Origin of the sequence: Pseudomonas sp. OG7 (assembly GCF_014192825.1) — a bacterium.
Taxonomy (GTDB): Bacteria; Pseudomonadota; Gammaproteobacteria; order Pseudomonadales; family Pseudomonadaceae; genus Aquipseudomonas; species Aquipseudomonas monteilii.
The window spans coordinates 146,745-169,055 of record NZ_JACHYK010000009.1 but is presented as its reverse complement, the minus strand read 5'-3'; the positions used below and the strand labels follow the sequence as shown (position 1 = coordinate 169,055).

Sequence of the window (22,311 nt, the reverse complement as noted above, 5' to 3'; positions counted from 1 at the left end):
ATGGCCCCGGTTCATGTGCTGGGGCTTGGTTGCCAATCTCAACGCAAACGCCGTGCCTGAAATTGAACGGCTGTCCAAAAAAACCTGAAAACGACGCCTTTGTTCGGCAAATCAGGTGCTTTGGTCGAGTTGGCTGGGTGTTCGCAAATGGGCGTGCTAGGCGCCGTGCGTGTAACGGCTGAGCAGTTTGGTGACACGCGCAGTGTAAGTTGCCCAGAAACGACACTCTTGAGTGTCACCGACAATCCAGGCACTGATAACGACACCCGACGATCGGTATGCGCCGCTTGCACCATTAGGGAGCATAGGTGATCAAGTTGCACCTGTATCAGCCTCAAGGGCCTCTTCGCGGGCACGCCAGCTCCCTCAGGAACTGTGCAATTCCTGTAGGAGCTGGCGTGCCCGCGAAGAGCCCCCTGAGGGCGGATCAAGCAATCAGCATTCGATGGCGCTGACCGCCAGGCCACCGCGCGAGGTCTCTTTGTACTTGTCGTGCATGTCGGCCCCGGTATCACGCATGGTGCGGATCACCTGGTCGAGGGAGATGAAGTGTTCGCCGTCACCGCGCAGGGCCATCTGCACCGCGTTGATGGCTTTTACCGCCGCAATCGCGTTGCGCTCGATGCACGGCACCTGTACCAACCCGCCGACCGGGTCGCAGGTCAGGCCAAGGTTGTGCTCCAGGGCGATTTCAGCGGCGTTTTCCACCTGTGGCGGGGTGGCGCCAAGCACTTCGGCCAAGCCAGCAGCGGCCATGGCGCAAGCGGAGCCAACCTCGCCCTGGCAACCGACTTCGGCACCGGAAATCGACGCGTTCTTCTTGCACAAGATGCCCACAGCGGCCGCCGCGAGGAAGTACTCCACCACGTTGGACTCGTTTACCGCGTCGCTGAAGCGCATGTAGTAATGCAACACTGCCGGGATAATGCCGGCCGCGCCATTGGTAGGTGCGGTGACCATGCGCCCGCCGGCGGCGTTTTCTTCATTGACCGCCAGAGCGAACAGGTTGACCCACTCCATGGCGCTCATGGTCGAGCCGATCACATTGGGCTTGCCGACTTCCTGCAGGCTGCGGTGCAGCTTGGCGGCGCGGCGGCGCACGTTCAGCCCGCCGGGCAGCGTGCCTTCGTATTTGAGGCCGTTGTTGACACATTCCTGCATGGCTTCCCAGAGCTTGTGCAGGCCGGCACGGATCTCTTCCTCACTGCGCCAGACCTTCTCGTTGGCCATCATCAATTGCGACACGCTGAGGTCGTTTTGCTTGCACAGGCGCAGCAGCTCGGCGGCGCTGTTGAAATCGTACGGCAGCACCGTCTGGTCGGCGTCCAGCACGCCACTGGCGGCCTGAGCGGCATCGACCACGAAGCCGCCACCCACCGAGTAATAGGTATCGCGGTGCAGCTCGCCCTGCTCGCCTTCGGCAATCAAGGTCATGGCGTTGGGGTGGTACGGCAGGTTCTCGTCCAGCAGCAGCATGTCGCGAGCCCAGACAAACTCGATGGGCAGGCGGCTATCAAGCTGCAGGGTGTTGGTTTCACGCAGGTCGGCGATACGCGGCACGATCTGGGTGGGGTCGATGGCGTCAGGCCATTCGCCCATCAGGCCCATGATGGTGGCGTTGTCGGTGCCATGCCCGATACCGGTGGCCGACAGCGAGCCGTACAGGCGCACTTCGATCCGCTTGACACGCTCCAGCTCGCCGCGCTCGCGCAGGCCCTGGACGAACAGGGCGCCAGCACGCATGGGGCCGACGGTGTGGGAGCTGGAAGGCCCGACACCGATCTTGAACAGGTCGAACACGCTGATGGCCATTGTCGAATCACCTCTTGATGGGCTTGTCTCTGCGCGCCATGCGCAGGGCGGGGCAGCTGCTAGGCTCAAACAGCGGGCCGCCTTGAATGCCAGCATCATCGGGCTTTTACCGCCACCCTCGCCGTCTGCAACCGACGTACTTTTGTCCAGCAGCGCCGCGCGTTTTTTACAGGGAGAGCAGCGCTCACCTCGCCGTTTTCCGGCGGCCTGGTGACGTAAAAATGCGGCTGAGGGGGTGGAAAAATCCATAAGCGACATCGCCCATACTGGATACGACCCGTTCCGTACTGGTTACGACCCCACCAGTAGGCGATTGCCCGGCGCTGGAGGATTATCGAAAGCGACTCGTAAAGCACGGCCACGCATCCTGCCCTCTGCAGGCCTGGTCGACCGGACCCTGAGAAAGCCCGGCGACCCACGCGAACCCGAAGACAAAATCACAGGAGTCCATCCATGAAAGGTTCACCCTCGCTGTTGCTGGTTGCGTTGCTGTCCGCACCGTTGCTGGCCCAGGCCGCCGAGCCCGAACAGTGCCGGACGGTACGTTTCTCCGATGTCGGCTGGACCGACATCACGGTCACGACCGCCACCACCAGCGTTGTGCTTGAAGCACTGGGTTACAAGACCCACACCACCATGATCTCGGTACCGGTGACCTACAAGTCGCTGGCCACCGGCAAGGACCTGGACGTGTTTCTCGGCAACTGGATGCCGACCATGGAGAACGACATCAAGCAGTACCGCGACGCTGGCACAGTAGAAACCGTGCGCGCCAACCTGGAAAACGCCAAGTACACCCTGGCGGTACCCCAGGCGCTGTACGACAAGGGGCTGAAGGATTTCAGCGACATTGCAAAGTTCAAGAAGGAACTGGACGGCAAGATCTACGGCATCGAGCCCGGCAACGATGGCAACCGCACCATCCAGAGCATGATCGACAAGAACGCCTTCGGCCTGAAGGACGCCGGTTTCAAGATCGTGCAGTCGAGCGAGGCCGGCATGCTGTCGCAGGTCGACCGCGCACAGAAGCGCGGCGAGGCGCTGGTGTTCCTGGGCTGGGAACCACACCCGATGAACACCCGCTTCAAGATGCAGTACCTGACCGGCGGGGACGAGTTCTTCGGCCCCGACTTCGGCAAGGCGACCGTGTTGACCAACACCCGCAAGGGCTATGCGCAGGAGTGCAGCAACGTCGGCCAGCTGTTGAAGAACCTGTCGTTCGAGCTCAAGGATGAAAGCACCATGATGGGCTATGTCCTGGACGACAAGATGAAACCCGATGCCGCCGCCAGGAAATGGCTCAAGGACAACCCGGGCAAGCTGGATGCCTGGCTGGCCGGCGTAACCACCGTGGATGGCAAACCGGGCCTTGAGGCAGCCAAGGCCAAGCTCGCGCAATAACGTACTTCGCAATAGCGCTACCTCGGGGCAGGACCGTGCCTGCCCCGGGTTGATTTCAATCTATGCAGGTGGAAGCTCGCTATCATGCTTATCGATCAGAAAATACCCCTGGGGCAGTACATCGCCTCATTTGTCGAGTGGTTGACCCAGAACGGCGCCAACTATTTCGATGCTATCGCCCAAGGCCTGGAATTCATGATCCATGGCGTCACCAGTGCCCTGACCTGGTTCAACCCATTCGTACTCATCGCCCTGTTCGCCGCCCTGGCGCACCTGATCCAGCGCAAATGGGCGCTGACCGTGTTCGTTGCCCTGTCGTTCCTGCTGATCCTCAACCTGGGTTACTGGCAGGAAACCATGGAAACCTTGGCGCAAGTCACGTTCGCCACGGTGGTGTGCGTGGTGATCGGCGTGCCGCTGGGCATCCTTGCCGCGCACAAACCGATGTTCTATACCGCCATGCGCCCGGTGCTGGACCTGATGCAGACGGTGCCGACCTTCGTTTACCTGATCCCTACCCTGACCCTGTTCGGCCTGGGCGTGGTGCCGGGGCTGATCTCTACCGTGGTGTTCGCCATCGCCGCGCCTATTCGCCTGACCTACCTGGGCATCTGCGACGTGCCGCAAGAGCTGATGGACGCGGGTAAAGCGTTCGGCTGCTCGCGCCGCCAGTTGCTCACCCGTATCGAACTGCCGCACGCCATGCCAAGCATCGCTGCCGGCGTCACCCAGTGCATCATGCTGTCGCTGTCGATGGTGGTGATTGCCGCCCTGGTCGGCGCGGACGGCTTGGGCAAACCTGTGGTCAACGCACTGAACACCGCCGATATCTCCCTGGGCTTCGAAGCGGGCCTGGCGATCGTGCTGCTGGCGATCATGCTCGACCGTATCTGCAAGCAACCGGAACTGCCGGTAAGGGGTGAGGCATGAGCATCATTCGTTTCGAAGACGTCGACGTCATCTTTTCCAACAAGCCACGCGAAGCGCTGTCGCTGCTGGACCAGGGCAAGACCCGCGAGCAGATCCTCAAGCAGACCGGCCTGGTGGTGGGCGTCGAAAAGGCCAACCTGGACATCAACAAGGGTGAGATCTGCGTGCTGATGGGCCTGTCCGGTTCGGGCAAGTCGAGCCTGCTGCGCTGCATCAACGGCCTGAACACCGTCAGCCGCGGCAAGCTGTTTGTCGAGCACGAAGGCAAGCACATCGACATTGCCCACTGCACCCCGGCCGAACTGAAGATGATGCGCACCAAGCGCATTGCCATGGTGTTCCAGAAATTCGCCCTGATGCCCTGGCTGACGGTGCGCGAGAACATCAGCTTTGGCCTGGAAATGCAGGGCCGCCCGGAAAAGGAACGGCGCAAGCTGGTCGACGAGAAGCTGGAGCTGGTGGGCCTGACCCAATGGCGCAACAAGAAGCCGGACGAGTTGTCTGGCGGCATGCAGCAGCGTGTGGGCCTGGCCCGGGCGCTGGCGATGGATGCCGACATCCTGCTGATGGACGAACCGTTCTCGGCCCTCGACCCGCTGATCCGCCAAGGCCTGCAGGACGAACTGCTGACCCTGCAGAGCAAGCTGAACAAGACCATCGTATTCGTCAGCCACGACCTGGACGAAGCGCTGAAGCTGGGCACCCGCATCGCCATCATGAAAGACGGGCGGATCATCCAGTACAGCAAGCCGGAAGAAATCGTGCTCAATCCGGCCGACGAGTACGTGCGCACCTTCGTTGCCCACACCAACCCGCTGAACGTGCTGTGTGGCCGCAGCCTGATGCGCAGCCTGGACGACTGCAAGCGGGTGAACGGCTCGGTGTGCCTGGACCCGGGTATCGATTCGTGGCTGGACCTGGGCGAAGGTGGCGCGCTGAAGCGTGCACGCCAGGGCCAGAACGGGCTGGACATGCAGAACTGGGCACCGGGGCAGGATGTGGAGCTACTGCAGCGCAGGCCTACCGTGGTGCACGCCGACATCGGCATGCGCGAGGCGCTGCAGATTCGTTATCAGACGGGCAACAAGCTGGTGTTGCAGGATAACGACCGGGTGGTCGGGATTCTTGGGGATACCGAGCTTTACCACGCTTTACTCGGCAAGAATCACGGGTGATGCAATTGGGGCCGCGTTGCGGCCCCAATCACTGGATCAGCGAACGACGATGCCGCGCGAAGCCATATAAGCCTTGGCCTCAGGCACCGTGTACTCGCCAAAGTGGAAGATACTGGCCGCCAGCACCGCACTGGCATGCCCTTCCAGAATGCCGTCCGCCAGGTGCTGCAGGTTACCCACACCACCCGAAGCAATCACAGGAATACCCAGCGCATCGCTGATGGCACGGGTAACGCCCAGGTCAAAGCCGTTCTTCATGCCGTCCTGGTCCATGCTGGTCAGCAGGATCTCGCCAGCCCCCAGGCCTTCCATCTTCTTCGCCCACTCGACTGCATCCAGCCCGGTCGGCTTGCGCCCGCCGTGGGTGAAGATTTCCCAGCGCGGTGCTTCACCCGGCCCGGACACCTTCTTCGCGTCGATCGCGACAACGATGCACTGCGAACCGAAACGGTCCGCCGCCTCGCCCACGAACTCCGGGTTGAACACCGCCGCCGTGTTGATCGATACCTTGTCGGCACCGGCATTGAGCAGGTTGCGGATGTCCTGTACGGTGCGCACGCCACCGCCCACGGTCAGCGGTATGAACACCTGGCTGGCCATGCGCTCGACGGTATGCAAGGTGGTGTCGCGGCCATCGACGCTGGCGGTGATGTCGAGGAAGGTGATTTCGTCGGCACCCTGCTCGTCGTAGCGACGGGCGATTTCCACCGGGTCGCCGGCATCACGGATGTTCTCGAACTTGACGCCCTTGACCACCCGGCCGTTGTCCACGTCCAGGCAAGGGATGATGCGCTTGGCCAGTGCCATGGTTCAGTCCTCAGCCTTGGTAGTTGTCGCAGAAGGCCTGAGCCTCGGCGACATCGAGGGTGCCTTCGTAGATGGCACGGCCGGTGATGGCGCCGATAATGCCGGGGGCCTTGGCGTCCAGCAGGGCCTTGATGTCCCCCAGGTTGTGGATGCCGCCCGAGGCGATTACCGGAATGCGGGTGGCTTCGGCCAGTGCCTTGGTGAACGGCACGTTGCAGCCCTGCATCATCCCGTCCTTGGCGATGTCGGTGTAGACGATCGACGACACGCCATCCGCCTCGAAACGCTTGGCCAGGTCGATAACCTGTACCGCGCTGACTTCGGCCCAGCCATCGGTGGCAACGAAGCCGTCTTTGGCATCCAGGCCAACAATGACCTTGCCCGGGAAGGCCTTGCACGCTTCGGCCACGAACTCAGGCTCTTTGACCGCCTTGGTGCCGATGATGACGTAGCTGACGCCAGCCTTGACGTAGTGCTCGATGGTTTCCAGCGAGCGGATGCCGCCGCCGATCTGGATCGGCAGGGTCGGGTAGCGCTTGGCGATGGCCGTGACCACTTCACCGTTGACCGGCTGGCCTTCGAAGGCGCCGTTGAGGTCGACCAGGTGCAGGCGGCGGCAGCCACCCTCGACCCACTTGGCGGCCATGCTCACCGGGTCGTCGGAAAATACCGTGGAGTCTTCCATGCGGCCCTGGCGCAGGCGCACGCAGGCACCGTCCTTCAGATCGATAGCGGGGATAATCAGCATCTTGGGAACCTGTCTGTTCTTGGGGTTTCAGGGCTTTTCGAGCGCCCACAGATCACTTTCGATGCTCTCGAACCGCTCCTTGAGGTGCAGCTGAACATCGGCAATCGCCCTGTTGTAGTAATGGGGTGCAATTTCTTTGCTGAACAGCTCGAGGACCTCGGCCACCTCGAACGACCCCAGCTGCAGCTCGAAACGGTCTTCGAGGAAGCGCTTGAGGGCGTCGAGCGCATCGCGCTCCTGCTCGGGGGCCAGGGTAATGACCGGGGCCTTGGTCTTCGACCTGCTCATTTACCAGCGCCCGTCCCAGGCGACGAAGTTCTGCAGCAACTGCAGGCCATGGGTATGGCTCTTCTCCGGGTGGAACTGCACGGCAAAGCGCGAGCCATCGGCCAGCGCAGCGGCGAAATCGACACCGTAATGGCCACGACCGACCACCTGGCCCGGCTTGCCGGCATTGATGTAGTAGCTGTGCACGAAGTAGAAGCGCGCGCGGTCGGGGATGTCGTGCCACAGCGGGTGATCGATGGTCTGGCCCACTTCGTTCCAGCCCATGTGCGGCACCTTCAGGTGTTCGCCGTCTTCTTTCAGGTCTTTGCCGAAGAAGCGCACCTGGCCAGGGAACAGGCCGATGCAGTCGACACCGTCGTTCTCTTCGCTGTGCTCAAGCAATGCCTGCATACCGACGCAGATACCGAGGAACGGACGGTCCTGGCTCACTTCACGCACCAGGCTGTCGAAGCCCAGGCGGCGGATTTCGGCCATGCAGTCGCGGATCGCGCCTACACCCGGGAACACCACGCGGTCAGCTTCACGGATGACCGCAGCGTCGCTGGTGACCAGCACCTTGCCGGCGCCGACGTGCTCAAGCGCCTTGGCCACCGAGTGCAGGTTGCCCATGCCATAGTCGATTACGGCTACCGTCTGCATTTACAGGCACCCTTTGGTCGACGGCATTTGCCCGGCCATGCGCTCGTCGAGGGTCACGGCCATGCGCAACGCGCGGCCGAAAGCCTTGAACACGGTTTCGATCTGGTGGTGGGTGTTGTGGCCACGCAGGTTGTCGATGTGCAGGGTGACCAGGGCGTGGTTGACGAAGCCCTGGAAGAACTCCTGGAACAGGTCGACATCGAAGCCGCCGACGCTGGCGCGGGTGTAAGGTACGTGCATCTGCAGGCCTGGGCGGCCGGAGAAGTCGATGACCACGCGCGACAGTGCTTCGTCCAGCGGCACGTAGGCGTGGCCGTAGCGGAAGATGCCTTTCTTGTCACCGATGGCCTGTGCGAATGCCATGCCCAGGGTAATACCGACGTCTTCGACGGTATGGTGATCGTCGATATGCGTGTCACCCTTGCACTCGATATCCAGATCGATCAGCCCATGGCGGGCGATCTGGTCCAGCATGTGTTCAAGGAAAGGCACGCCGATATCGAATCGGGCCTTGCCACTGCCATCGAGGTTGATCGAGCACTTGACCTGGGTTTCCAGGGTATTGCGCTCGACGGAAGCCTTACGTTCGACCATCACCAGCTCCGCAAAATCATTGGGCGAAAAGGGCTCTATTATAGGCCCAGAACGCGCCAGCTTGAAACGCGGATGACATATGGCAAAACGAGGAATTACGAGGGCTGGATGCTGCTACAAGTCTATACAAGCCAGTAATCGGGGCTGCGTTGCAACCCCGATGTCCGGGATCAGTGAAACAGCGCCGCAGTTTTCTGCAAGGTTACCCACACCCCCCAGGCCAACGGCACAACCACCACCGCCCAGGCCAGCAGCACCAGCGGCAGGCTGCCCGGTGCGGCTTTCCACTCCAGCGAACGCGCACCGTCGGCCCCTTTGTCATGGCTCAACGCTCGCTCGGCAGCCAGTTCGGCATCGCTCATGAAGTGCTTGTCGGCGACCGGCCGCACCAGCATGTTGCAGATAAAGCCCAGCACCAGCAGGCCGGCGAGGATGTACAGGGTCATGTCGTAGGCCGCCGCACGCTCAACCCCTGCCGCCAGTTGGTATTCGCGCAGGTAGGTGATCAATACAGGCCCCAATACCCCCGCCGCCGCCCAGGCGGTCAGCAGGCGACCATGAATGGCGCCGACCATCTGCGTACCGAACAGGTCGGCCAGGTAGGCCGGCACCGTGGCAAAACCACCGCCATACATTGAAAGGATGATGCAGAACGCCGCCACGAACAGCGCAACGTTACCCAGGTGCCCCATGTTCGGCACCAGGCTGTACAGACCCACACCCAAGGCGAAAAAGGCGAAGTAGGTGTTCTTGCGGCCGATGTAGTCGGAGAACGACGCCCAGAAGAACCGCCCGCCGATGTTGAACAGGCTCAACAGACCGGTAAAGCCGGCAGCAATCGCGGCGATCTGCGCCAACTGAGCGGCATTCAGCTCACTGAACGTCAGCTCGTTGCCCAGCAACTTGCCCGCGAACACTTCCTGCAGCAGTGGCGATGCCATGCCGAGAATGCCGATGCCGGCCGACACGTTCAGGCACAGCACCAGCCAGATCAAGGCGAATTGTGGGGTTTTCCAGGCCACGCTGACGTGCACATGGCGGTCGGTGACCATGGCATTGCCGGCTTTTTTGGCCGGAGCGACCCAGCCTTCGGGCTTCCAGCCAGTCGGCGGCACGCGGTACGCCAGGGCGCCAGCGGTCATGAACACAAAGTAGATCGCCGCCATGGCGACGAAGCTCTGCCATACGCCCACTTCGTGCTCATTGCCAAAGTGCCCCATCAGCGCAGTGGCCAGTGGCGCACCCACCATGGCTCCGCCGCCAAAGCCCATGATCGCCATGCCGGTGGCCATGCCGCGTTTGTCAGGGAACCATTTGATCAGCGTCGACACGGGGGAGATATAGCCCAGCCCCAGGCCGATACCGCCGATTACACCGGAGCCCAGCCACATCAGCCACAGCTGGTGGGTTTTCACGCCAATGGCCGAGATCAGCATGCCGCCGCACCAGCACAGCGCCGAGACCAGGCCGGCCTTGCGCGGGCCGGCGTGCTCCAGCCAGCCGCCCAGCACGGCCGCCGAGCAACCCAGGAAAACAAAGAACAGGGTGTAGATCCAGCTCAGCATCGAGATCGGCCAGTCGCATTCGGCGCTGAACATACGGGCCATGAAGCCCATGTCCGCTGCACAGGCGACGGGAGCGGTGATGCCGAGGGCTTGCGAAAGGGGCAACCAGAACACCGAGAAACCATAAGCCATGCCGATGCACAGGTGAATGGCCAAGGCGGCTGGCGGGACCAGCCAGCGGTTGAAGCCCGGGCGGGCGATGATGCGTTCCTTCGACAGGAAGCCAGGCGCACTGGCTACAGAGCCGGTTGCGACGGTACTGGTCATGGATCTGATCCTTTTTATAGGGAGGGTGCTCGCAAAGCGGCGCAAGGGTAGCAGAGCCAAGTAGCGTGAAAGCAGTCTGATATCGTTAATTTTTGCCCGGCTGAAACGGTCATGTTTTGCTTGTGGAAAGCCGTACCATCTGCTGTAACCGTAAGAAATGCCCTGTATCTCTGGTCGAATACGCAGGGACAACCACTGCGGCGTTATACTCTGCCGCCTGAATTTCACTAACGGACTACAAGGACTCGCCCATGAAAGCGTTCGGCAAAATCCTGGGACTGGGGCTTCTCGGGTTGCTGCTGATCATCGTGGCGCTGGGCTTCGCCCTGACCCACCTCTTTGATCCCAACGACTACAAAGACGAGATTCGCCAGCTGGCACGCGACAAGGCTAACGTCGAACTGACACTCGACGGGGATATCGGCTGGAGCCTGTTCCCGTGGCTAGGCCTGGAGCTGCATGAGGCCAGCATTGCCACCCTGGCCAAACCCAAGGAACCGTTCGCCGACCTGCAAATGCTCGGCCTGTCCGTGCGTGTGCTGCCGCTGCTGCGCCGCGAAGTGCAGATGAGCGACGTACGCGTCGAGGGCCTGAACCTGACCCTGGCCCGTGACGAACACGGCCACGGCAACTGGGAAGACATCGGCAAACCGCTGCCTGCGCAAAACGGCACCCCAGCCGATGCACAGGCCAATGCCACCGTTCAGGCACCCGCTGATCAGAAGCCGGCACCTGCCGAAGGCAACGAGCGTGCCGTCAAGCTGGACATCGACAGCCTGACCGTGAACAACGCCCGCGTGCAGTACACCGATGCCAAGACCGGCCAAAGCTATAGCGCCGAAAGCATCCAGCTAAGCACGGGCCCGGTCCACGAAGGCGCCAACATTCCGCTCAAGGCCAGCGCCTTCATCAGCGCCAGCGAGCCGAACATCAAAGCCCGCACCGAACTGGCCGGCGAGCTGCGCTTCGACCGCAAGCTCAAGCGCTACAACTTCGAAGACATGCGCCTTTCGGGCGAAACCTCGGGTGAACCCACCGGCGGCAAGACCGTGACATTCGCCGCCCAAGGCCAGCTGCTGGTCGACCTGGCTGCCAATGTCGCCTCCTGGAACGGCCTGAAAGTCTCGGCCAACCAGCTACGCGCCCTGGGCGAGCTGAACCTGCGTGACCTGGACAAGGCGCCACAACTGAGCGGCGGCCTTTCCATCGCCCAGTTCAACCTGCGCACCTTCCTCGACAGCATTGGCCGCCCGCTGCCGGCTACCAACGACCCGGCGGCCTTCGCCAAGCTGGAGCTGGTCACCCGCCTGCAGGGCACGCCCAACAGCCTGGCGCTGGAAGACCTGGCCGTGAAGCTGGACGACAGCACCTTCAGCGGCCGCGTGGCCGTGGAAGACTTCGCCAAGCAGGCCCTGCGCCTGCAGCTCAAGGGCGATGCCTTTGACGCCGACCGCTACTTCCCCGCCAAGAGCGAAGAAGCCAAGGGCGCCACCGCTGCACGCCAGGCCGAGGTAAAGCAGCAAGAGGCCAGCGCCGTAGCCGGTGCGGGTACCACGCCACTGCCAAATGCCCCGACCCAGGTGGCCTGGAGCGACGACAAGTTGCTGCCCGTCGACCGCCTGCGGGCCCTGGACCTGCAGGCCGACCTGGCCTTCGGTTCGCTGACCCTGGACAAACTGCCGATCGAAGACGCCCAGCTCAAAGCCATCGGTCAGGGCGGCCTGCTGACCCTGCAAACCCTGCGCGGCGAGCTGTACAACGGCACCTTCGAAGCCAAGGGCACGGTCGACGTACGCCCTGCCGTCCCGCAACTGGGTGTGAACACCAACATCCAGCGGGTGCCGGTGGAACACTTCATCAAGACCGAAGGCAAGGAGCAGGCCCCCCCTGTGAAGGGCCTGCTGACCCTGACCAGTGATCTGACCGCCACCGGCAACAGCCAGAAGGCACTGGTCGACACCCTTAACGGCAGCGCAAACTTCACCATCAACGATGGCGTGCTGGTCAACGCCAACCTGGAGCAGCAGCTGTGCCAGGCCATCGCCACGCTCAACCGCAAGACCCTGAGCGGCGAGCCACGGGGCAAGGACACCCCGTTCCAGGAGCTGCGCGGCAGCCTGGTGGTGCGCAATGGCGTCGCCAGCAACCCCGACCTCAAGGCACGCATCCCGGGCCTGACCGTGAACGGTAACGGCGACCTCGACCTGCGGGTGCTGGGCATGGACTACAACGTGGGTGTGATCGTCGAAGGCGACCAGCGCGCCATGCCGGACCCAGCCTGCCAGGTCAACGAACGCTACGTTGGCGTTGAAGTGCCGCTGCGCTGCCGTGGCCCGCTGGAACTTGGCGCCAAGGCCTGTCGCCTGGATCAGAACGGCTTGGGCAAGGTCGCGGCCAAGCTGGCCGGCAACCGCCTGAAAGACAAGATTGACGAAAAGCTTGATGAAAAACTCGGAGACAAAGTGAGCCCGGAAGTGAAAGACGCGCTCAAGGGGCTGTTCAAGCGATGAGCCCCGAGCAGTTCTCCAGCGCTGTGCTGGATTGGTATGACGAGCATGGCCGGCACGATCTGCCCTGGCAACAGGGCATCACCCCGTACCGGGTGTGGGTGTCGGAAATCATGTTGCAGCAGACCCAGGTCAGCACCGTGCTCAACTACTTCGACCGCTTCATGCAGGCCCTGCCGACCGTGCAGGCCCTGGCCGAAGCGCCGGAGGACGAAGTGCTGCACCTGTGGACGGGGCTGGGCTATTACACCCGTGCACGCAACCTGCAAAAGGCCGCCAGGATCGTCGTCGAGCAACACGGCGGGGAATTCCCACGCAGTGTCGAGCAGCTCACCGAACTGCCCGGCATCGGTCGTTCCACCGCAGGCGCCATCGCCAGCATCAGCATGGGCATCCGCGCACCGATCCTCGACGGCAACGTCAAGCGCGTACTGGCCCGCTACACCGCCCAGGCGGGCTACCCCGGCGAACCCAAGGTGGCCAACCAGCTGTGGGCCACGGCCGAGCGCTTTACCCCACACCAGCGCGCCAACCACTACACCCAGGCAATGATGGACATGGGCGCCACGCTGTGCACGCGCAGCAAGCCCAGCTGCCTGATCTGCCCGCTGCAGCGCGGCTGCGAAGCGCACCTGCACGGTGAAGAAACCCGCTACCCCGAGCCCAAGCCGCGCAAGGCACTGCCGCAGCGGCGCACGCTCATGCCACTGCTGGCCAACCACGAAGGCGCCATCCTGCTGTACCGCCGCCCCTCCAGCGGGCTGTGGGGGGGGTTGTGGAGCCTGCCGGAACTGGACGACATCACCCAGCTCGATGACCTGGCCTACCAGCATGGCCTGCGCCTGGCTGACAGCCGCGCCATGGACGGCCTGACCCACACCTTCAGCCACTTTCAGCTGGCCATCGAGCCCTGGCTGGTGCGCGTCGACTCGGTCGGCCAGCACATGGCCGAGGCCGACTGGCTCTGGTATAACCTCGCCACCCCGCCGCGCCTTGGCCTTGCCGCCCCGGTGAAAAAGCTGCTTAAACGCGCGGCCGACGAACTGATTGCAGGAGACGCCCGATGACCCGCACCGTGATGTGCCGCAAGTACCAAGAAGAACTGCCAGGCCTGGAACGCCCGCCCTACCCAGGCGCCAAGGGCCAGGACATCTTCGAACACATCTCGCAGAAGGCCTGGGCCGACTGGCAGAAGCACCAGACCATGCTGATCAACGAAAAGCGCCTGAACATGATGAACGCCGAGGACCGCAAATTCCTCCAGGCCGAGATGGACAAGTTTTTCGCCGGCGAAGAATACGCGCAGGCGGAAGGCTACGTTCCACCGGCTGAATGACCCCAAAAATCGTAAGCGACGGAATTAATTTAAAATTTTTTCAAAAAGTCGTTGACGAGCGGTCCGGAAATCTATTTAATTCACCTCGTCGCCCAGATAGCTCAGTCGGTAGAGCAGAGGATTGAAAATCCTCGTGTCGGCGGTTCGACTCCGTCTCTGGGCACCACCTTCAAGCTTCTGGTGGTTGCAAAGTTACCCGAAGCGACAACAAGAAACCCGCCCAGTGCGGGTTTTTTGTTGTCTACAATTTCTGCTCATTGACCAGCATCAAATAGCCAGCATTCGCCCACCTTCAGAATCAGAGACGGACATCCGAATCGATCAGCAAGGACCTCCATGAGCGAAGAATCTCCCCTCCTGCTCCCCGCCCCTAGCGAACCCGCCACCAATCCAGTCCGCACCCGGCGCCCACGCCAGCGCAAGCCGGAACCGACGATCACCACCATCAGCCAGCAACCCGCCGCACTGGAAGTGGCCACCGCCCCCAAAGGCAGCAACGAAGACAGCACCTCGGCGCGCCTGCCGGCGAGCTACCCCTACCGCACCCGCCTGCGACGCCAGGACTACGAAAAAGCCAAGCATGCGCTGCAGATCGAGTTGCTGAAGGTGCAAAGCTGGGTGAAGGAAACCGGCCAGCGCGTGGTGATCCTGTTCGAAGGGCGCGATGCCGCAGGCAAGGGCGGCACGATCAAGCGCTTCATGGAACACCTCAACCCACGCGGCGCACGCATCGTTGCCCTGGAGAAACCCTCCGAACAGGAACAGGGCCAGTGGTATTTCCAGCGTTACATCCAGCACCTGCCCACCGCAGGTGAAATGGTGTTCTTCGATCGCTCCTGGTACAACCGCGCCGGGGTCGAGAAGGTGATGGAGTTCTGCACGCCGCTGCAGTACCTGGAGTTCATGCGCCAAGCCCCGGACCTGGAGCGTATGCTGTGCAACAGCGGCATCTTGCTGTTCAAGTACTGGTTCTCGGTAAACCGTGAAGAGCAACTGCGCCGCTTCATTTCGCGCCGTGACGACCCGCTCAAGCACTGGAAGCTGTCGCCCATCGACATCAAGTCGCTGGACAAGTGGGAAGACTACACCGCGGCCAAGGAAGCGATGTTCTTCCACACCGACACCGCCGATGCGCCGTGGACGGTGATCAAGTCCGATGACAAGAAGCGCGCGCGGATCAACTGCATCCGCCACTTCCTGCATTCGCTGGACTACCCGGGCAAGGACCACAGCGTGGCCCACGCCCCGGATGCGCTGCTGGTCGGCAAGGCATCGCGCGGGTTCGAAGAGGATGAGCCGGCTCCACTGGCGAGTTGAAACGCCGAGGCAGCTGCGCTTCAATACGCGCAATTTCCGCCCCCCAAGGATTCACCCCATGGCCACCCCTACCAAGCAACAGAAACGCGCCAAGCGCGCCGCCAGCAAGGCCAAGCAGAACCGCATGGTACGCAGCGGCCAGGCGGTCAAGGCCAGTGCCGGTGACAGCGCCAGCGTCGAGCAGGTGTACAAGAAGGCCATGGAATCGGGCAGCTACGACGCCATGTTCAACAAGATGAAGGAAGCCCAGGAGGGCGGCCTGGTACCGATGATTTCGGTGTTCCTGGTAGACCCGCTGCTGGCCCTGGTGCTCAAAGGACACAAGGAAGAACACGCCACCGACTACATCGTGCTGGTGTTCAACGCCTACCGCAAATGGCTGGACGGCGCTGATGAGGAGGCCACCATGGCCTGGCTGGAGAGCGATGAGTTCCAGGAGGCTTATATCGCCGCTTCCGAGCTGGTGGCCAAGCAGCAGCAACAGCAGAAACAGTTTGGCTGACAGAGCCATGTAACCTGCCCGCGAAAGGGCCGGCACAGGCAACAAAAAAGGCCGCGCCCTTCACAGGGCGCGGCCTTTTCGTTACAGCCAGCGCAAATCAGTTATCCAGCGCCACCCGCCCGGCAGCTTCACGCTTGCGGTGCACCAGCAAGCCAGCCGCTACCACACCAATGCTCAGCAGCGCAGTCGCGATGATCTCCGCACGGTGGTCTTCACGCAGCGCCATCACCACCAGAATGGCAACGATGAAGGCAATGGTCGCCCAGGTCAGGCCCGGGAACAGCCACATCTTGAAGGTAATTTTCTCGCCGCGGGCTTCACGCTGGGCACGCATGCGCAGTTGCGACACGGCAATCACCAGGTACACCAGCAGCGCAATGGCACCTGAGCTGGCCAGCAGGAACTCGAACACCTGGGCCGGTGCCACGAAGTTGGCGAACACACAGAGGAACGCCGCTGCAGTGGACAGCAATACCGCCACATGCGGGGTCGCCGACTTGGTGGTGCGCTGGGCAATGGCCGGGGCGTCGCCACGCTTGCTCAGCGAGAACAGCATGCGCGAAGACGTGTACAGCGCCGAGTTCAGGCAGCTGGTAACGGCAATCAGCACGACGATGTCGACGATCAGCTTGGCATTCGGCACGCCAATGCGGCTCAGCACGGTCTGATAGGAGCCCGTTTCAGCCAAGGCCGGGTCGTTCCACGGCACCAGGGCCACCACCAGGAAAATAGACACCAGGTAGAACAGGCAGATACGCCAGATCACCGAGTTGGTGGCGCGGCTGATCTGCTTGCCCGGGTCCTTCGACTCGGCAGCGGCGATGGTGACAATTTCAGTACCCATGAACGAGAACATGGTGGTCAGCATGGCTGCCAGCACCGCGCCCAAGCCGTTGGGCATGAAGCCTTGGGTATCGAACAGGTGGCTGGCACCGCTCACCTGGCTGCTTGGCACGAAGCCGAACATGGCTGCACAACCTACGGCGATGAAGCCGATGATCGCCAGCACTTTGAGCAGGGCGAACCAGAACTCGAACTCGCCGTAGTTCTTCACGCTGCACAGGTTGGTCAGGGTCAGCGCCAGGGTAATGATGAGGGAAAACGCCCACAGGTCGACCGCAGGGAACCAGGCGTGCAGGATGGCAGCGGCGGCGTTGGCCTCCAGCGGAATCACCAGCACCCAGAACCACCAGTACAGCCAGCCAATGGTGAAACCAGCCCAACGCCCGATGGCGCGGTCGGCGTATGTAGAGAACGAACCGGTGTCTGGCGAAGCGACCGCCATTTCACCCAGCATGCGCATCACCAGCACAACCAGCGTACCGGCAGCGGCATAAGCCAGCAGCACGGCCGGGCCGGCCGCTGCGATGGCGTGGCCGGAGCCGACGAACAGGCCGGCACCGATGACGCCAGCGATGGACAGCATGGTGACATGCCGTTGTTTGAGCCCCTGAGCGAGGTCATTGGAATTGTTACCGCTCATTGAAACTACCTTTGTAAGGAGTGGACCACTCCGACTGCGGGTACGGAGCGCGCCAAGGGTTGACCTAGGCGTCGCTGCAATCGGCGGTTTCCTACTGGCAATAAGCACGCCATGTGCTGAATGCATTCGTCAGAAAATTCTGGAGGCCTTTTAGGACAAGGTTTGGAGGGCTTTCGGCCAGGGGCTGACCGAAAGGCCGCCAAATCATCGGATTACTGAAATACCCACTTACAAACGCACCAAAGGTGCTCCACGGTAACACCTGTGCACCGCCGCAATGCAAAAAAGTGCAACCCACGGGTACAACCTGACGAACGCATGACGCCTTCGCGGGTAAACCCGCGCATGCTAGCTGAAGGTAGGGTTTACCCCTTGAATGGACCAAAACCGCTTCCATGAGCGGGCCAAAGCTGGCACCATCGCGCCTTTTTTCATCAAGGCTCTGGTGCTGGGCGACACCTTCGCGGACATCTGCGCGACGTTACGCTGTAGCGATGCGACAAACTGCCCCACCAGTGCCCACAGTCCCCGGCGACCCTGTTGGCCGTCATAATGCCGCTATGCTAGCTTGGCGCACGCCAGGAAGGCCGCCAACAGCTGGGAACGCACCCGAACACATGAGGACCGCACATGGCTCAGGCCACGCCCGCGCTGGAAATCCGCAATCTGCACAAACGCTACGGCGAGCAGGAAATTCTCAAGGGCATTTCGCTGACCGCACGCGACGGTGACGTGATCTCCATCCTGGGGTCGTCCGGCTCCGGCAAGTCCACCTTGCTGCGCTGCATCAACCTGCTCGAGAACCCACACCAGGGCGAAATCCTGGTTGCCGGCGAAGCCCTCAAGCTCAAGGCCGCCAAGAACGGCGACCTGATCGCAGCCGACAATCGCCAGATCAACCGCCTGCGTAGCGAAATCGGCTTTGTCTTCCAGAACTTCAACCTGTGGCCGCACATGTCGATCCTCGACAACATCATCGAGGCGCCACGCCGCGTGCTCGGCCAGAGCAAGGCCGAGGCCATCGAGGCCGCCGAAGCGCTGCTGAACAAGGTTGGCATCTACGACAAACGCCACAGCTACCCCGCCCAGCTTTCCGGTGGCCAGCAACAGCGCGCCGCCATTGCCCGTACCCTGGCCATGAAGCCCAAGGTCATCCTGTTCGACGAGCCAACCTCGGCACTCGATCCGGAAATGGTCCAGGAAGTGCTTAACGTTATCCGCGCACTGGCCGAAGAAGGCCGTACCATGCTGCTGGTAACGCACGAGATGAGCTTTGCCCGCCATGTGTCCAGTGAAGTCGTCTTCCTGCACCAGGGCCTGGTAGAAGAGCAGGGATCGCCGCAACAGGTCTTCGAAAACCCGACCTCGGCGCGTTGCAAGCAATTCATGTCCAGCCACCGCTAACGGAGCAATACATGCACACTTACAAGAAGTTCCTCCTGGCAGCTGCTGCCACGCTGGTGATGTCGGCAAACGCCATGGCCGCAGAAAAACTGCGCATGGGCATCGAAGCCGCCTACCCACCGTTCAACAACAAGGATGCCAGCGGTAACGTGGTCGGCTTCGACAAAGACATCGGCGACGCCCTGTGCGCCAAGATGAAAGTCGAGTGCTCGGTCGTCACCTCCGACTGGGACGGCATCATCCCGGCCCTGAACGCCAAGAAATTCGACTTCCTGGTGTCGTCGCTGTCGATCACCGACGAGCGCAAGCAGGCCGTGGACTTCACCGAGCCGTACTACTCCAACAAGCTGCAGTTCATTGCGCCAAAAAACGTCGACTTCAAGACTGACAAAGAGTCGCTGAAGGGCAAGGTCATCGGCACCCAGCGCGCCACCCTGGCCGGTACCTACCTGGAAGACAACTTCAAAGGCGTCGACATCAAGCTGTACGACACCCAGGAAAACGCCTACCTGGACCTGGTGTCCGGCCGCATCGACGGCATCCTGGCCGACAAGTACGTGCAATACGAGTGGCTGAAGAGCAAAGACGGCTCGAACTTCGAGTTCAAGGGTGAGCCGGTGATGGACAGCGACAAGATCGGCATTGCCGTGCGCAAAGGTGACACCAAGCTGCGCGACGACCTGAACAAAGCCCTGGCCGAAATCAAGGCCGACGGCACGTACAAGAAGATCAACGACAAGTACTTCCCGTTCAGCATCGAATGACCCGCCCTGACCGGCGCGCCCCCGTGGCGCGCCAGTCCCTAATATGACCTGCCCATGAATATCGACCTGCACGGATTCGGTCCGGCCATGATGGCCGGCACCCTGATGACCGTAAAACTGGCGCTTTGCGCCTTGCTGCTGGGGCTGGTGCTGGGCCTGCTCGGCGCCCTGGCCAAAACCTCCTCGGTCAAGCCACTGCAATGGCTTGGCGGTTTCTACTCGACCCTGGTTCGTGGCGTGCCCGAACTGCTGTGGGTTCTGCTTATCTATTTCGGCACCGTCGGGTTGATGAACGCCCTCGGCGAGGCCTTGAACCTGCCGGGCCTTGAGCTGAGTGCCTTCGCGGCGGGCGTGATCGCCCTCGGCCTGTGTTTCGGCGCCTACGCCACCGAAGTGTTCCGTGGCGCCATCCTGGCAATCCCCAAGGGCCACCGTGAAGCCGGCCTGGCGCTGGGCCTGTCCAAGGGCCGCATCCTCTCGCGGATCATTTTGCCGCAGATGTGGCGGATCGCCCTGCCCGGCCTTGGCAACCTGTTCATGATCCTGATGAAGGACACCGCGCTGGTGTCGGTGATCGGCCTGGAAGAAATCATGCGCCACGCGCAAATCGGCGTGACCGTAACCAAAGAGCCGTTCACCTTCTACATGGTGGCGGCCTGCATCTATCTGAGCCTGACCGTCATCGCCATGACCGGCATGCACTTCATGGAAAAACGTGCCGCTCGCGGCTTTGCGAGGGCCGAATAATGAATTGGGAAGTCATCTTCAAATGGCTGCCACGCCTGGCCGAGGGCGCGGTCCTGACCCTGGAGCTGGTGGCCATTGCGGTGGTTGCCGGGTTGATCCTGGCCATCCCGCTGGGCATCGCCCGCTCCTCGCGCCACTGGTACGTGCGCGCTGTGCCGTTCAGCTACATCTTCTTCTTCCGCGGCACGCCGCTGCTGGTGCAGTTGTTCCTGGTCTACTACGGCCTGGCGCAGTTCGATGCCGTGCGTTCGAGTTCGCTGTGGCCGTACCTGCGCGATCCGTTCTGGTGCACGGTGTTGACCATGACCCTGCACACTGCCGCCTACATCGCCGAGATCCTGCGCGGCGCGCTGCAATCGATCCCCAAAGGTGAGATCGAAGCGGCACGGGCGCTGGGCATGTCGCGTGGCAAGGCACTGTTCTACATCATGCTGCCGCGTGCTGCGCGCATCGGCCTGCCGGCGTACAGCAACGAAGTGATCCTGATGCTCAAGGCCAGTGCCCTGGCCAGTACCGTAACCCTGCTGGAACTGACCGGCATGGCCCGTACCATCATCGCCCGCACCTACCTGCCGGTGGAGATCTTCTTTGCCGCAGGCGTGTTCTACTTGGTGATCTCGTTCTTGCTGGTGCAAGGTTTCAAGCTGCTGGAGCGCTGGTTGCGCGTGGATGCCTGCCAAGGGCGCTGACATCTCCTGGCCTCTTCGCGGGCGTGCCCGCGAAGAGGCCCTAAAAACCAACACACATTCCCCCATGCCCAGCCACCTCCACAGCCAGCACCTAAGCACCCGCTTCCAGGCCCTCGACCAGTTCCTGATCGAGCACCAACAGCTGTGGAAACCCCGCCCCTTCACCAACTTACAGCTGGACTGGGAAACCACCCACCCCGAGCTGGCCACCCACCTGCGCCACTGCTCACTGGCCGACGCCGAAACCGATAGCGCGGCTGATGCCTTGCCCGCCCCTTTCCCACAACTGGCCCAGCAAGCCCAACAGCTAGCCACCCTCGGCCACCTCCCGGCAACCGACCTGCCCCCCGCCGCCCACCGCCTGGACGTCGCAGTCCCCGGCCGCAAATGGCAGCAGATCGAAGCCTTCGCCAGCCACCTGGCCTTCCACCACCAACCCCGCCACTGGCTGGACTGGTGCTCCGGCAAAGGCCACCTCGGCCGCCGCCTGTTGCAACCCGGCCAGCAGCTGACCTGCCTGGAGTACGATGCCGAACTGGTCGCCGCCGGCCAGGCCCTGAGCGCGCACCACCACTTACCGGCGCAGCATGTGCATCAGGATGTAATGGCCAGCGACAGCGCACGCCACCTGGCGGGTGAAAAAAGCGTGGTGGCCCTGCACGCCTGCGGCGACCTGCATGTACGCCTGATGCAACTGGCCAGCCAGCAAGGTTGCCGGCAATTGGCGATAGCCCCTTGCTGCTACAACCGCATTGCAGTGCAGCACTACCAGCCGTTATCCACAGCCGCGCAAGCGTCCGGCCTTCAGCTGTCGCTGGACGATCTGGGCCTGCCCCTGAGTGAAACCGTTACCGCCGGGGCTCGCGTGCGGCGCCAACGTGACATCTCGATGGCCCGGCGCCTGGGCTTCGACCTGCTACAACGCCAGCAACGCCAGCGCGACGAATACCTGCCTACACCGTCGCTGCCGGTAGCCTGGCTGGAAAAGCCCTTCGAGCAGTACTGCCGCGACCTGGCCGAACTCAAGCAACTGCCCTTGAACGGCAACCCGGACTGGGCCGCTCTGGAAGCCGCCGGCTGGCAACGCCTGGCCGAAGTACGCAACCTGGAGCGCGTGCGCAACCTGTTCCGTCGGCCATTGGAGGTGTGGCTGGTGCTCGATCGCGCCCTGTTCCTCGAAGAACAAGGCTACAACGTGCGCCTGGGCCTGTTCTGCGACTATCCGCTGACCCCACGCAACCTGCTCATCCTCGCAGAGCGCGACCGTTAGCCACAGCACAACCTGTGGATAACTCTGTGAACAAGCTTGTGATTACCTGTTGGATCCCAACGCTAT

At 62.2% G+C, this 22,311-nt stretch carries 21 protein-coding genes and 1 tRNA gene; 14 read left to right on the top strand and 8 right to left on the bottom strand.

Annotated features, from left to right (window positions below; genetic code table 11):
- Positions 1-435 precede the first annotated feature (435 nt).
- Positions 436-1,812 (bottom strand): L-serine ammonia-lyase, encoded by a 1,377-nt coding sequence (locus FHW75_RS21750; RefSeq protein WP_016714505.1) that lies wholly within the window; start codon positions 1,810-1,812, stop codon positions 436-438.
- A 453-nt stretch (positions 1,813-2,265) separates the two neighbouring features.
- Here FHW75_RS21750 and FHW75_RS21745 point away from each other — a divergent pair, with 453 nt between their 5' ends.
- The 3 genes from FHW75_RS21745 (at position 2,266) to choV (ending at position 5,318) form a co-directional block, all read left to right on the top strand.
- Positions 2,266-3,213, top strand: a complete 948-nt coding sequence (locus FHW75_RS21745) for a choline ABC transporter substrate-binding protein (protein ID WP_016714504.1) — start codon at positions 2,266-2,268, stop codon at positions 3,211-3,213.
- An 81-nt stretch (positions 3,214-3,294) separates the two neighbouring features.
- On the top strand, positions 3,295-4,143 hold the full coding sequence (choW, locus tag FHW75_RS21740) for a choline ABC transporter permease subunit (RefSeq protein ID WP_174244689.1): 849 nt from the start codon (positions 3,295-3,297) through the stop codon (positions 4,141-4,143).
- Positions 4,140-5,318, top strand: a complete 1,179-nt coding sequence (choV, locus tag FHW75_RS21735) for a choline ABC transporter ATP-binding protein (protein WP_019096862.1) — start codon at positions 4,140-4,142, stop codon at positions 5,316-5,318. Before choW ends, choV begins: the two co-directional genes overlap by 4 nt.
- A gap of 36 nt (positions 5,319-5,354) precedes the next feature.
- Here choV and hisF read toward each other — a convergent pair whose 3' ends face one another.
- The 6 genes from hisF to FHW75_RS21705 all read right to left on the bottom strand — a co-directional run bounded on the left by hisF (position 5,355) and on the right by FHW75_RS21705 (position 10,226).
- A complete protein-coding gene (hisF, locus tag FHW75_RS21730) occupies positions 5,355-6,125 on the bottom strand; it encodes an imidazole glycerol phosphate synthase subunit HisF (RefSeq protein WP_003255729.1) in 771 nt (256 codons plus the stop codon).
- 10 nt (positions 6,126-6,135) lie between these two features.
- Positions 6,136-6,873 carry a 1-(5-phosphoribosyl)-5-[(5-phosphoribosylamino)methylideneamino]imidazole-4-carboxamide isomerase gene (gene hisA / locus FHW75_RS21725; RefSeq protein WP_016714501.1) on the bottom strand — a complete coding sequence of 246 codons (738 nt, stop codon included), beginning with the start codon at positions 6,871-6,873 and terminating at the stop codon, positions 6,136-6,138.
- Between the two features lie 27 nt (positions 6,874-6,900).
- Positions 6,901-7,161 carry a DUF2164 domain-containing protein gene (locus FHW75_RS21720; protein ID WP_019096863.1) on the bottom strand — a complete coding sequence of 87 codons (261 nt, stop codon included), beginning with the start codon at positions 7,159-7,161 and terminating at the stop codon, positions 6,901-6,903.
- On the bottom strand, positions 7,162-7,800 hold the full coding sequence (gene hisH, locus FHW75_RS21715) for an imidazole glycerol phosphate synthase subunit HisH (protein ID WP_016714499.1): 639 nt from the start codon (positions 7,798-7,800) through the stop codon (positions 7,162-7,164).
- Complete coding sequence (gene hisB, locus FHW75_RS21710) at positions 7,801-8,394, bottom strand: imidazoleglycerol-phosphate dehydratase HisB (protein WP_009682881.1); 594 nt, start codon at positions 8,392-8,394, stop codon at positions 7,801-7,803.
- Positions 8,395-8,564: 170 nt separating this feature from the next.
- A complete protein-coding gene (locus FHW75_RS21705; protein WP_183674545.1) occupies positions 8,565-10,226 on the bottom strand; it encodes an OFA family MFS transporter in 1,662 nt (553 codons plus the stop codon).
- A gap of 251 nt (positions 10,227-10,477) precedes the next feature.
- Here FHW75_RS21705 and FHW75_RS21700 point away from each other — a divergent pair, with 251 nt between their 5' ends.
- The 6 genes from FHW75_RS21700 (at position 10,478) to FHW75_RS21675 (ending at position 15,888) form a co-directional block, all read left to right on the top strand.
- Positions 10,478-12,736, top strand: coding sequence for an AsmA family protein (locus FHW75_RS21700; protein ID WP_019096865.1), 2,259 nt, complete (start codon positions 10,478-10,480; stop codon positions 12,734-12,736).
- Entirely contained in the window at positions 12,733-13,800 is a 1,068-nt protein-coding gene (gene mutY / locus FHW75_RS21695; RefSeq protein ID WP_019096866.1) for an A/G-specific adenine glycosylase, read from the top strand. Before FHW75_RS21700 ends, mutY begins: the two co-directional genes overlap by 4 nt.
- Positions 13,797-14,069 (top strand): oxidative damage protection protein, encoded by a 273-nt coding sequence (locus tag FHW75_RS21690; protein ID WP_003255742.1) that lies wholly within the window; start codon positions 13,797-13,799, stop codon positions 14,067-14,069. The genes mutY and FHW75_RS21690 overlap by 4 nt, the downstream gene beginning before the upstream one ends.
- 90 nt (positions 14,070-14,159) lie before the next feature.
- Positions 14,160-14,235 (top strand) — tRNA-Phe (locus FHW75_RS21685).
- A gap of 170 nt (positions 14,236-14,405) precedes the next feature.
- Positions 14,406-15,386 carry a polyphosphate kinase 2 gene (ppk2, locus tag FHW75_RS21680; RefSeq protein ID WP_019096867.1) on the top strand — a complete coding sequence of 327 codons (981 nt, stop codon included), beginning with the start codon at positions 14,406-14,408 and terminating at the stop codon, positions 15,384-15,386.
- Positions 15,387-15,444: 58 nt separating this feature from the next.
- Positions 15,445-15,888, top strand: a complete 444-nt coding sequence (locus FHW75_RS21675; protein ID WP_019096868.1) for a hypothetical protein — start codon at positions 15,445-15,447, stop codon at positions 15,886-15,888.
- Positions 15,889-15,985: 97 nt separating this feature from the next.
- On the opposite strand, the gene gabP is transcribed toward FHW75_RS21675, so the two are convergent.
- Complete coding sequence (gene gabP, locus FHW75_RS21670; protein WP_019096869.1) at positions 15,986-17,371, bottom strand: GABA permease; 1,386 nt, start codon at positions 17,369-17,371, stop codon at positions 15,986-15,988.
- Positions 17,372-18,001: 630 nt separating this feature from the next.
- On the opposite strand from gabP, the gene FHW75_RS21665 reads away from it, so the two are divergent.
- From FHW75_RS21665 to FHW75_RS21645, 5 genes are all read left to right on the top strand, one after another.
- Positions 18,002-18,775, top strand: coding sequence for an ABC transporter ATP-binding protein (locus FHW75_RS21665; RefSeq protein ID WP_003255746.1), 774 nt, complete (start codon positions 18,002-18,004; stop codon positions 18,773-18,775).
- An 11-nt stretch (positions 18,776-18,786) separates the two neighbouring features.
- Positions 18,787-19,539 (top strand): ABC transporter substrate-binding protein, encoded by a 753-nt coding sequence (locus FHW75_RS21660; protein WP_011953233.1) that lies wholly within the window; start codon positions 18,787-18,789, stop codon positions 19,537-19,539.
- 54 nt (positions 19,540-19,593) lie between these two features.
- Positions 19,594-20,286: an ABC transporter permease gene (locus FHW75_RS21655; RefSeq protein WP_016714491.1), complete on the top strand. Its 693-nt coding sequence runs from the start codon at positions 19,594-19,596 to the stop codon at positions 20,284-20,286.
- Complete coding sequence (locus tag FHW75_RS21650; protein ID WP_016497592.1) at positions 20,286-20,975, top strand: ABC transporter permease; 690 nt, start codon at positions 20,286-20,288, stop codon at positions 20,973-20,975. The genes FHW75_RS21655 and FHW75_RS21650 overlap by 1 nt, the downstream gene beginning before the upstream one ends.
- A gap of 64 nt (positions 20,976-21,039) precedes the next feature.
- Positions 21,040-22,245 (top strand): methyltransferase, encoded by a 1,206-nt coding sequence (locus FHW75_RS21645; protein WP_026020323.1) that lies wholly within the window; start codon positions 21,040-21,042, stop codon positions 22,243-22,245.
- The last annotated feature ends 66 nt before the right edge of the window (positions 22,246-22,311 follow it).

What these genes read in the sequence shown, in the direction of transcription:
- hisH (WP_016714499.1), bottom strand. Translation starts at nt 7,800, where the DNA reads ATGCAGACGGTAGCCGTAATCGACTATGGCATGGGCAACCTGCACTCG.
- FHW75_RS21650 (WP_016497592.1), top strand. Translation starts at nt 20,286, where the DNA reads ATGAATTGGGAAGTCATCTTCAAATGGCTGCCACGCCTGGCCGAGGGC.
- FHW75_RS21705 (WP_183674545.1), bottom strand. Translation starts at nt 10,226, where the DNA reads ATGACCAGTACCGTCGCAACCGGCTCTGTAGCCAGTGCGCCTGGCTTC.
- FHW75_RS21700 (WP_019096865.1), top strand. Translation starts at nt 10,478, where the DNA reads ATGAAAGCGTTCGGCAAAATCCTGGGACTGGGGCTTCTCGGGTTGCTG.
- choV (WP_019096862.1), top strand. Translation starts at nt 4,140, where the DNA reads ATGAGCATCATTCGTTTCGAAGACGTCGACGTCATCTTTTCCAACAAG.
- FHW75_RS21690 (WP_003255742.1), top strand. Translation starts at nt 13,797, where the DNA reads ATGACCCGCACCGTGATGTGCCGCAAGTACCAAGAAGAACTGCCAGGC.
- FHW75_RS21655 (WP_016714491.1), top strand. Translation starts at nt 19,594, where the DNA reads ATGAATATCGACCTGCACGGATTCGGTCCGGCCATGATGGCCGGCACC.
- hisB (WP_009682881.1), bottom strand. Translation starts at nt 8,394, where the DNA reads ATGGTCGAACGTAAGGCTTCCGTCGAGCGCAATACCCTGGAAACCCAG.
- FHW75_RS21645 (WP_026020323.1), top strand. Translation starts at nt 21,040, where the DNA reads ATGCCCAGCCACCTCCACAGCCAGCACCTAAGCACCCGCTTCCAGGCC.
- FHW75_RS21745 (WP_016714504.1), top strand. Translation starts at nt 2,266, where the DNA reads ATGAAAGGTTCACCCTCGCTGTTGCTGGTTGCGTTGCTGTCCGCACCG.
- FHW75_RS21665 (WP_003255746.1), top strand. Translation starts at nt 18,002, where the DNA reads ATGGCTCAGGCCACGCCCGCGCTGGAAATCCGCAATCTGCACAAACGC.
- FHW75_RS21675 (WP_019096868.1), top strand. Translation starts at nt 15,445, where the DNA reads ATGGCCACCCCTACCAAGCAACAGAAACGCGCCAAGCGCGCCGCCAGC.
- FHW75_RS21660 (WP_011953233.1), top strand. Translation starts at nt 18,787, where the DNA reads ATGCACACTTACAAGAAGTTCCTCCTGGCAGCTGCTGCCACGCTGGTG.
- hisF (WP_003255729.1), bottom strand. Translation starts at nt 6,125, where the DNA reads ATGGCACTGGCCAAGCGCATCATCCCTTGCCTGGACGTGGACAACGGC.
- FHW75_RS21720 (WP_019096863.1), bottom strand. Translation starts at nt 7,161, where the DNA reads ATGAGCAGGTCGAAGACCAAGGCCCCGGTCATTACCCTGGCCCCCGAG.
- mutY (WP_019096866.1), top strand. Translation starts at nt 12,733, where the DNA reads ATGAGCCCCGAGCAGTTCTCCAGCGCTGTGCTGGATTGGTATGACGAG.
- ppk2 (WP_019096867.1), top strand. Translation starts at nt 14,406, where the DNA reads ATGAGCGAAGAATCTCCCCTCCTGCTCCCCGCCCCTAGCGAACCCGCC.
- hisA (WP_016714501.1), bottom strand. Translation starts at nt 6,873, where the DNA reads ATGCTGATTATCCCCGCTATCGATCTGAAGGACGGTGCCTGCGTGCGC.
- gabP (WP_019096869.1), bottom strand. Translation starts at nt 17,371, where the DNA reads ATGAGCGGTAACAATTCCAATGACCTCGCTCAGGGGCTCAAACAACGG.
- FHW75_RS21750 (WP_016714505.1), bottom strand. Translation starts at nt 1,812, where the DNA reads ATGGCCATCAGCGTGTTCGACCTGTTCAAGATCGGTGTCGGGCCTTCC.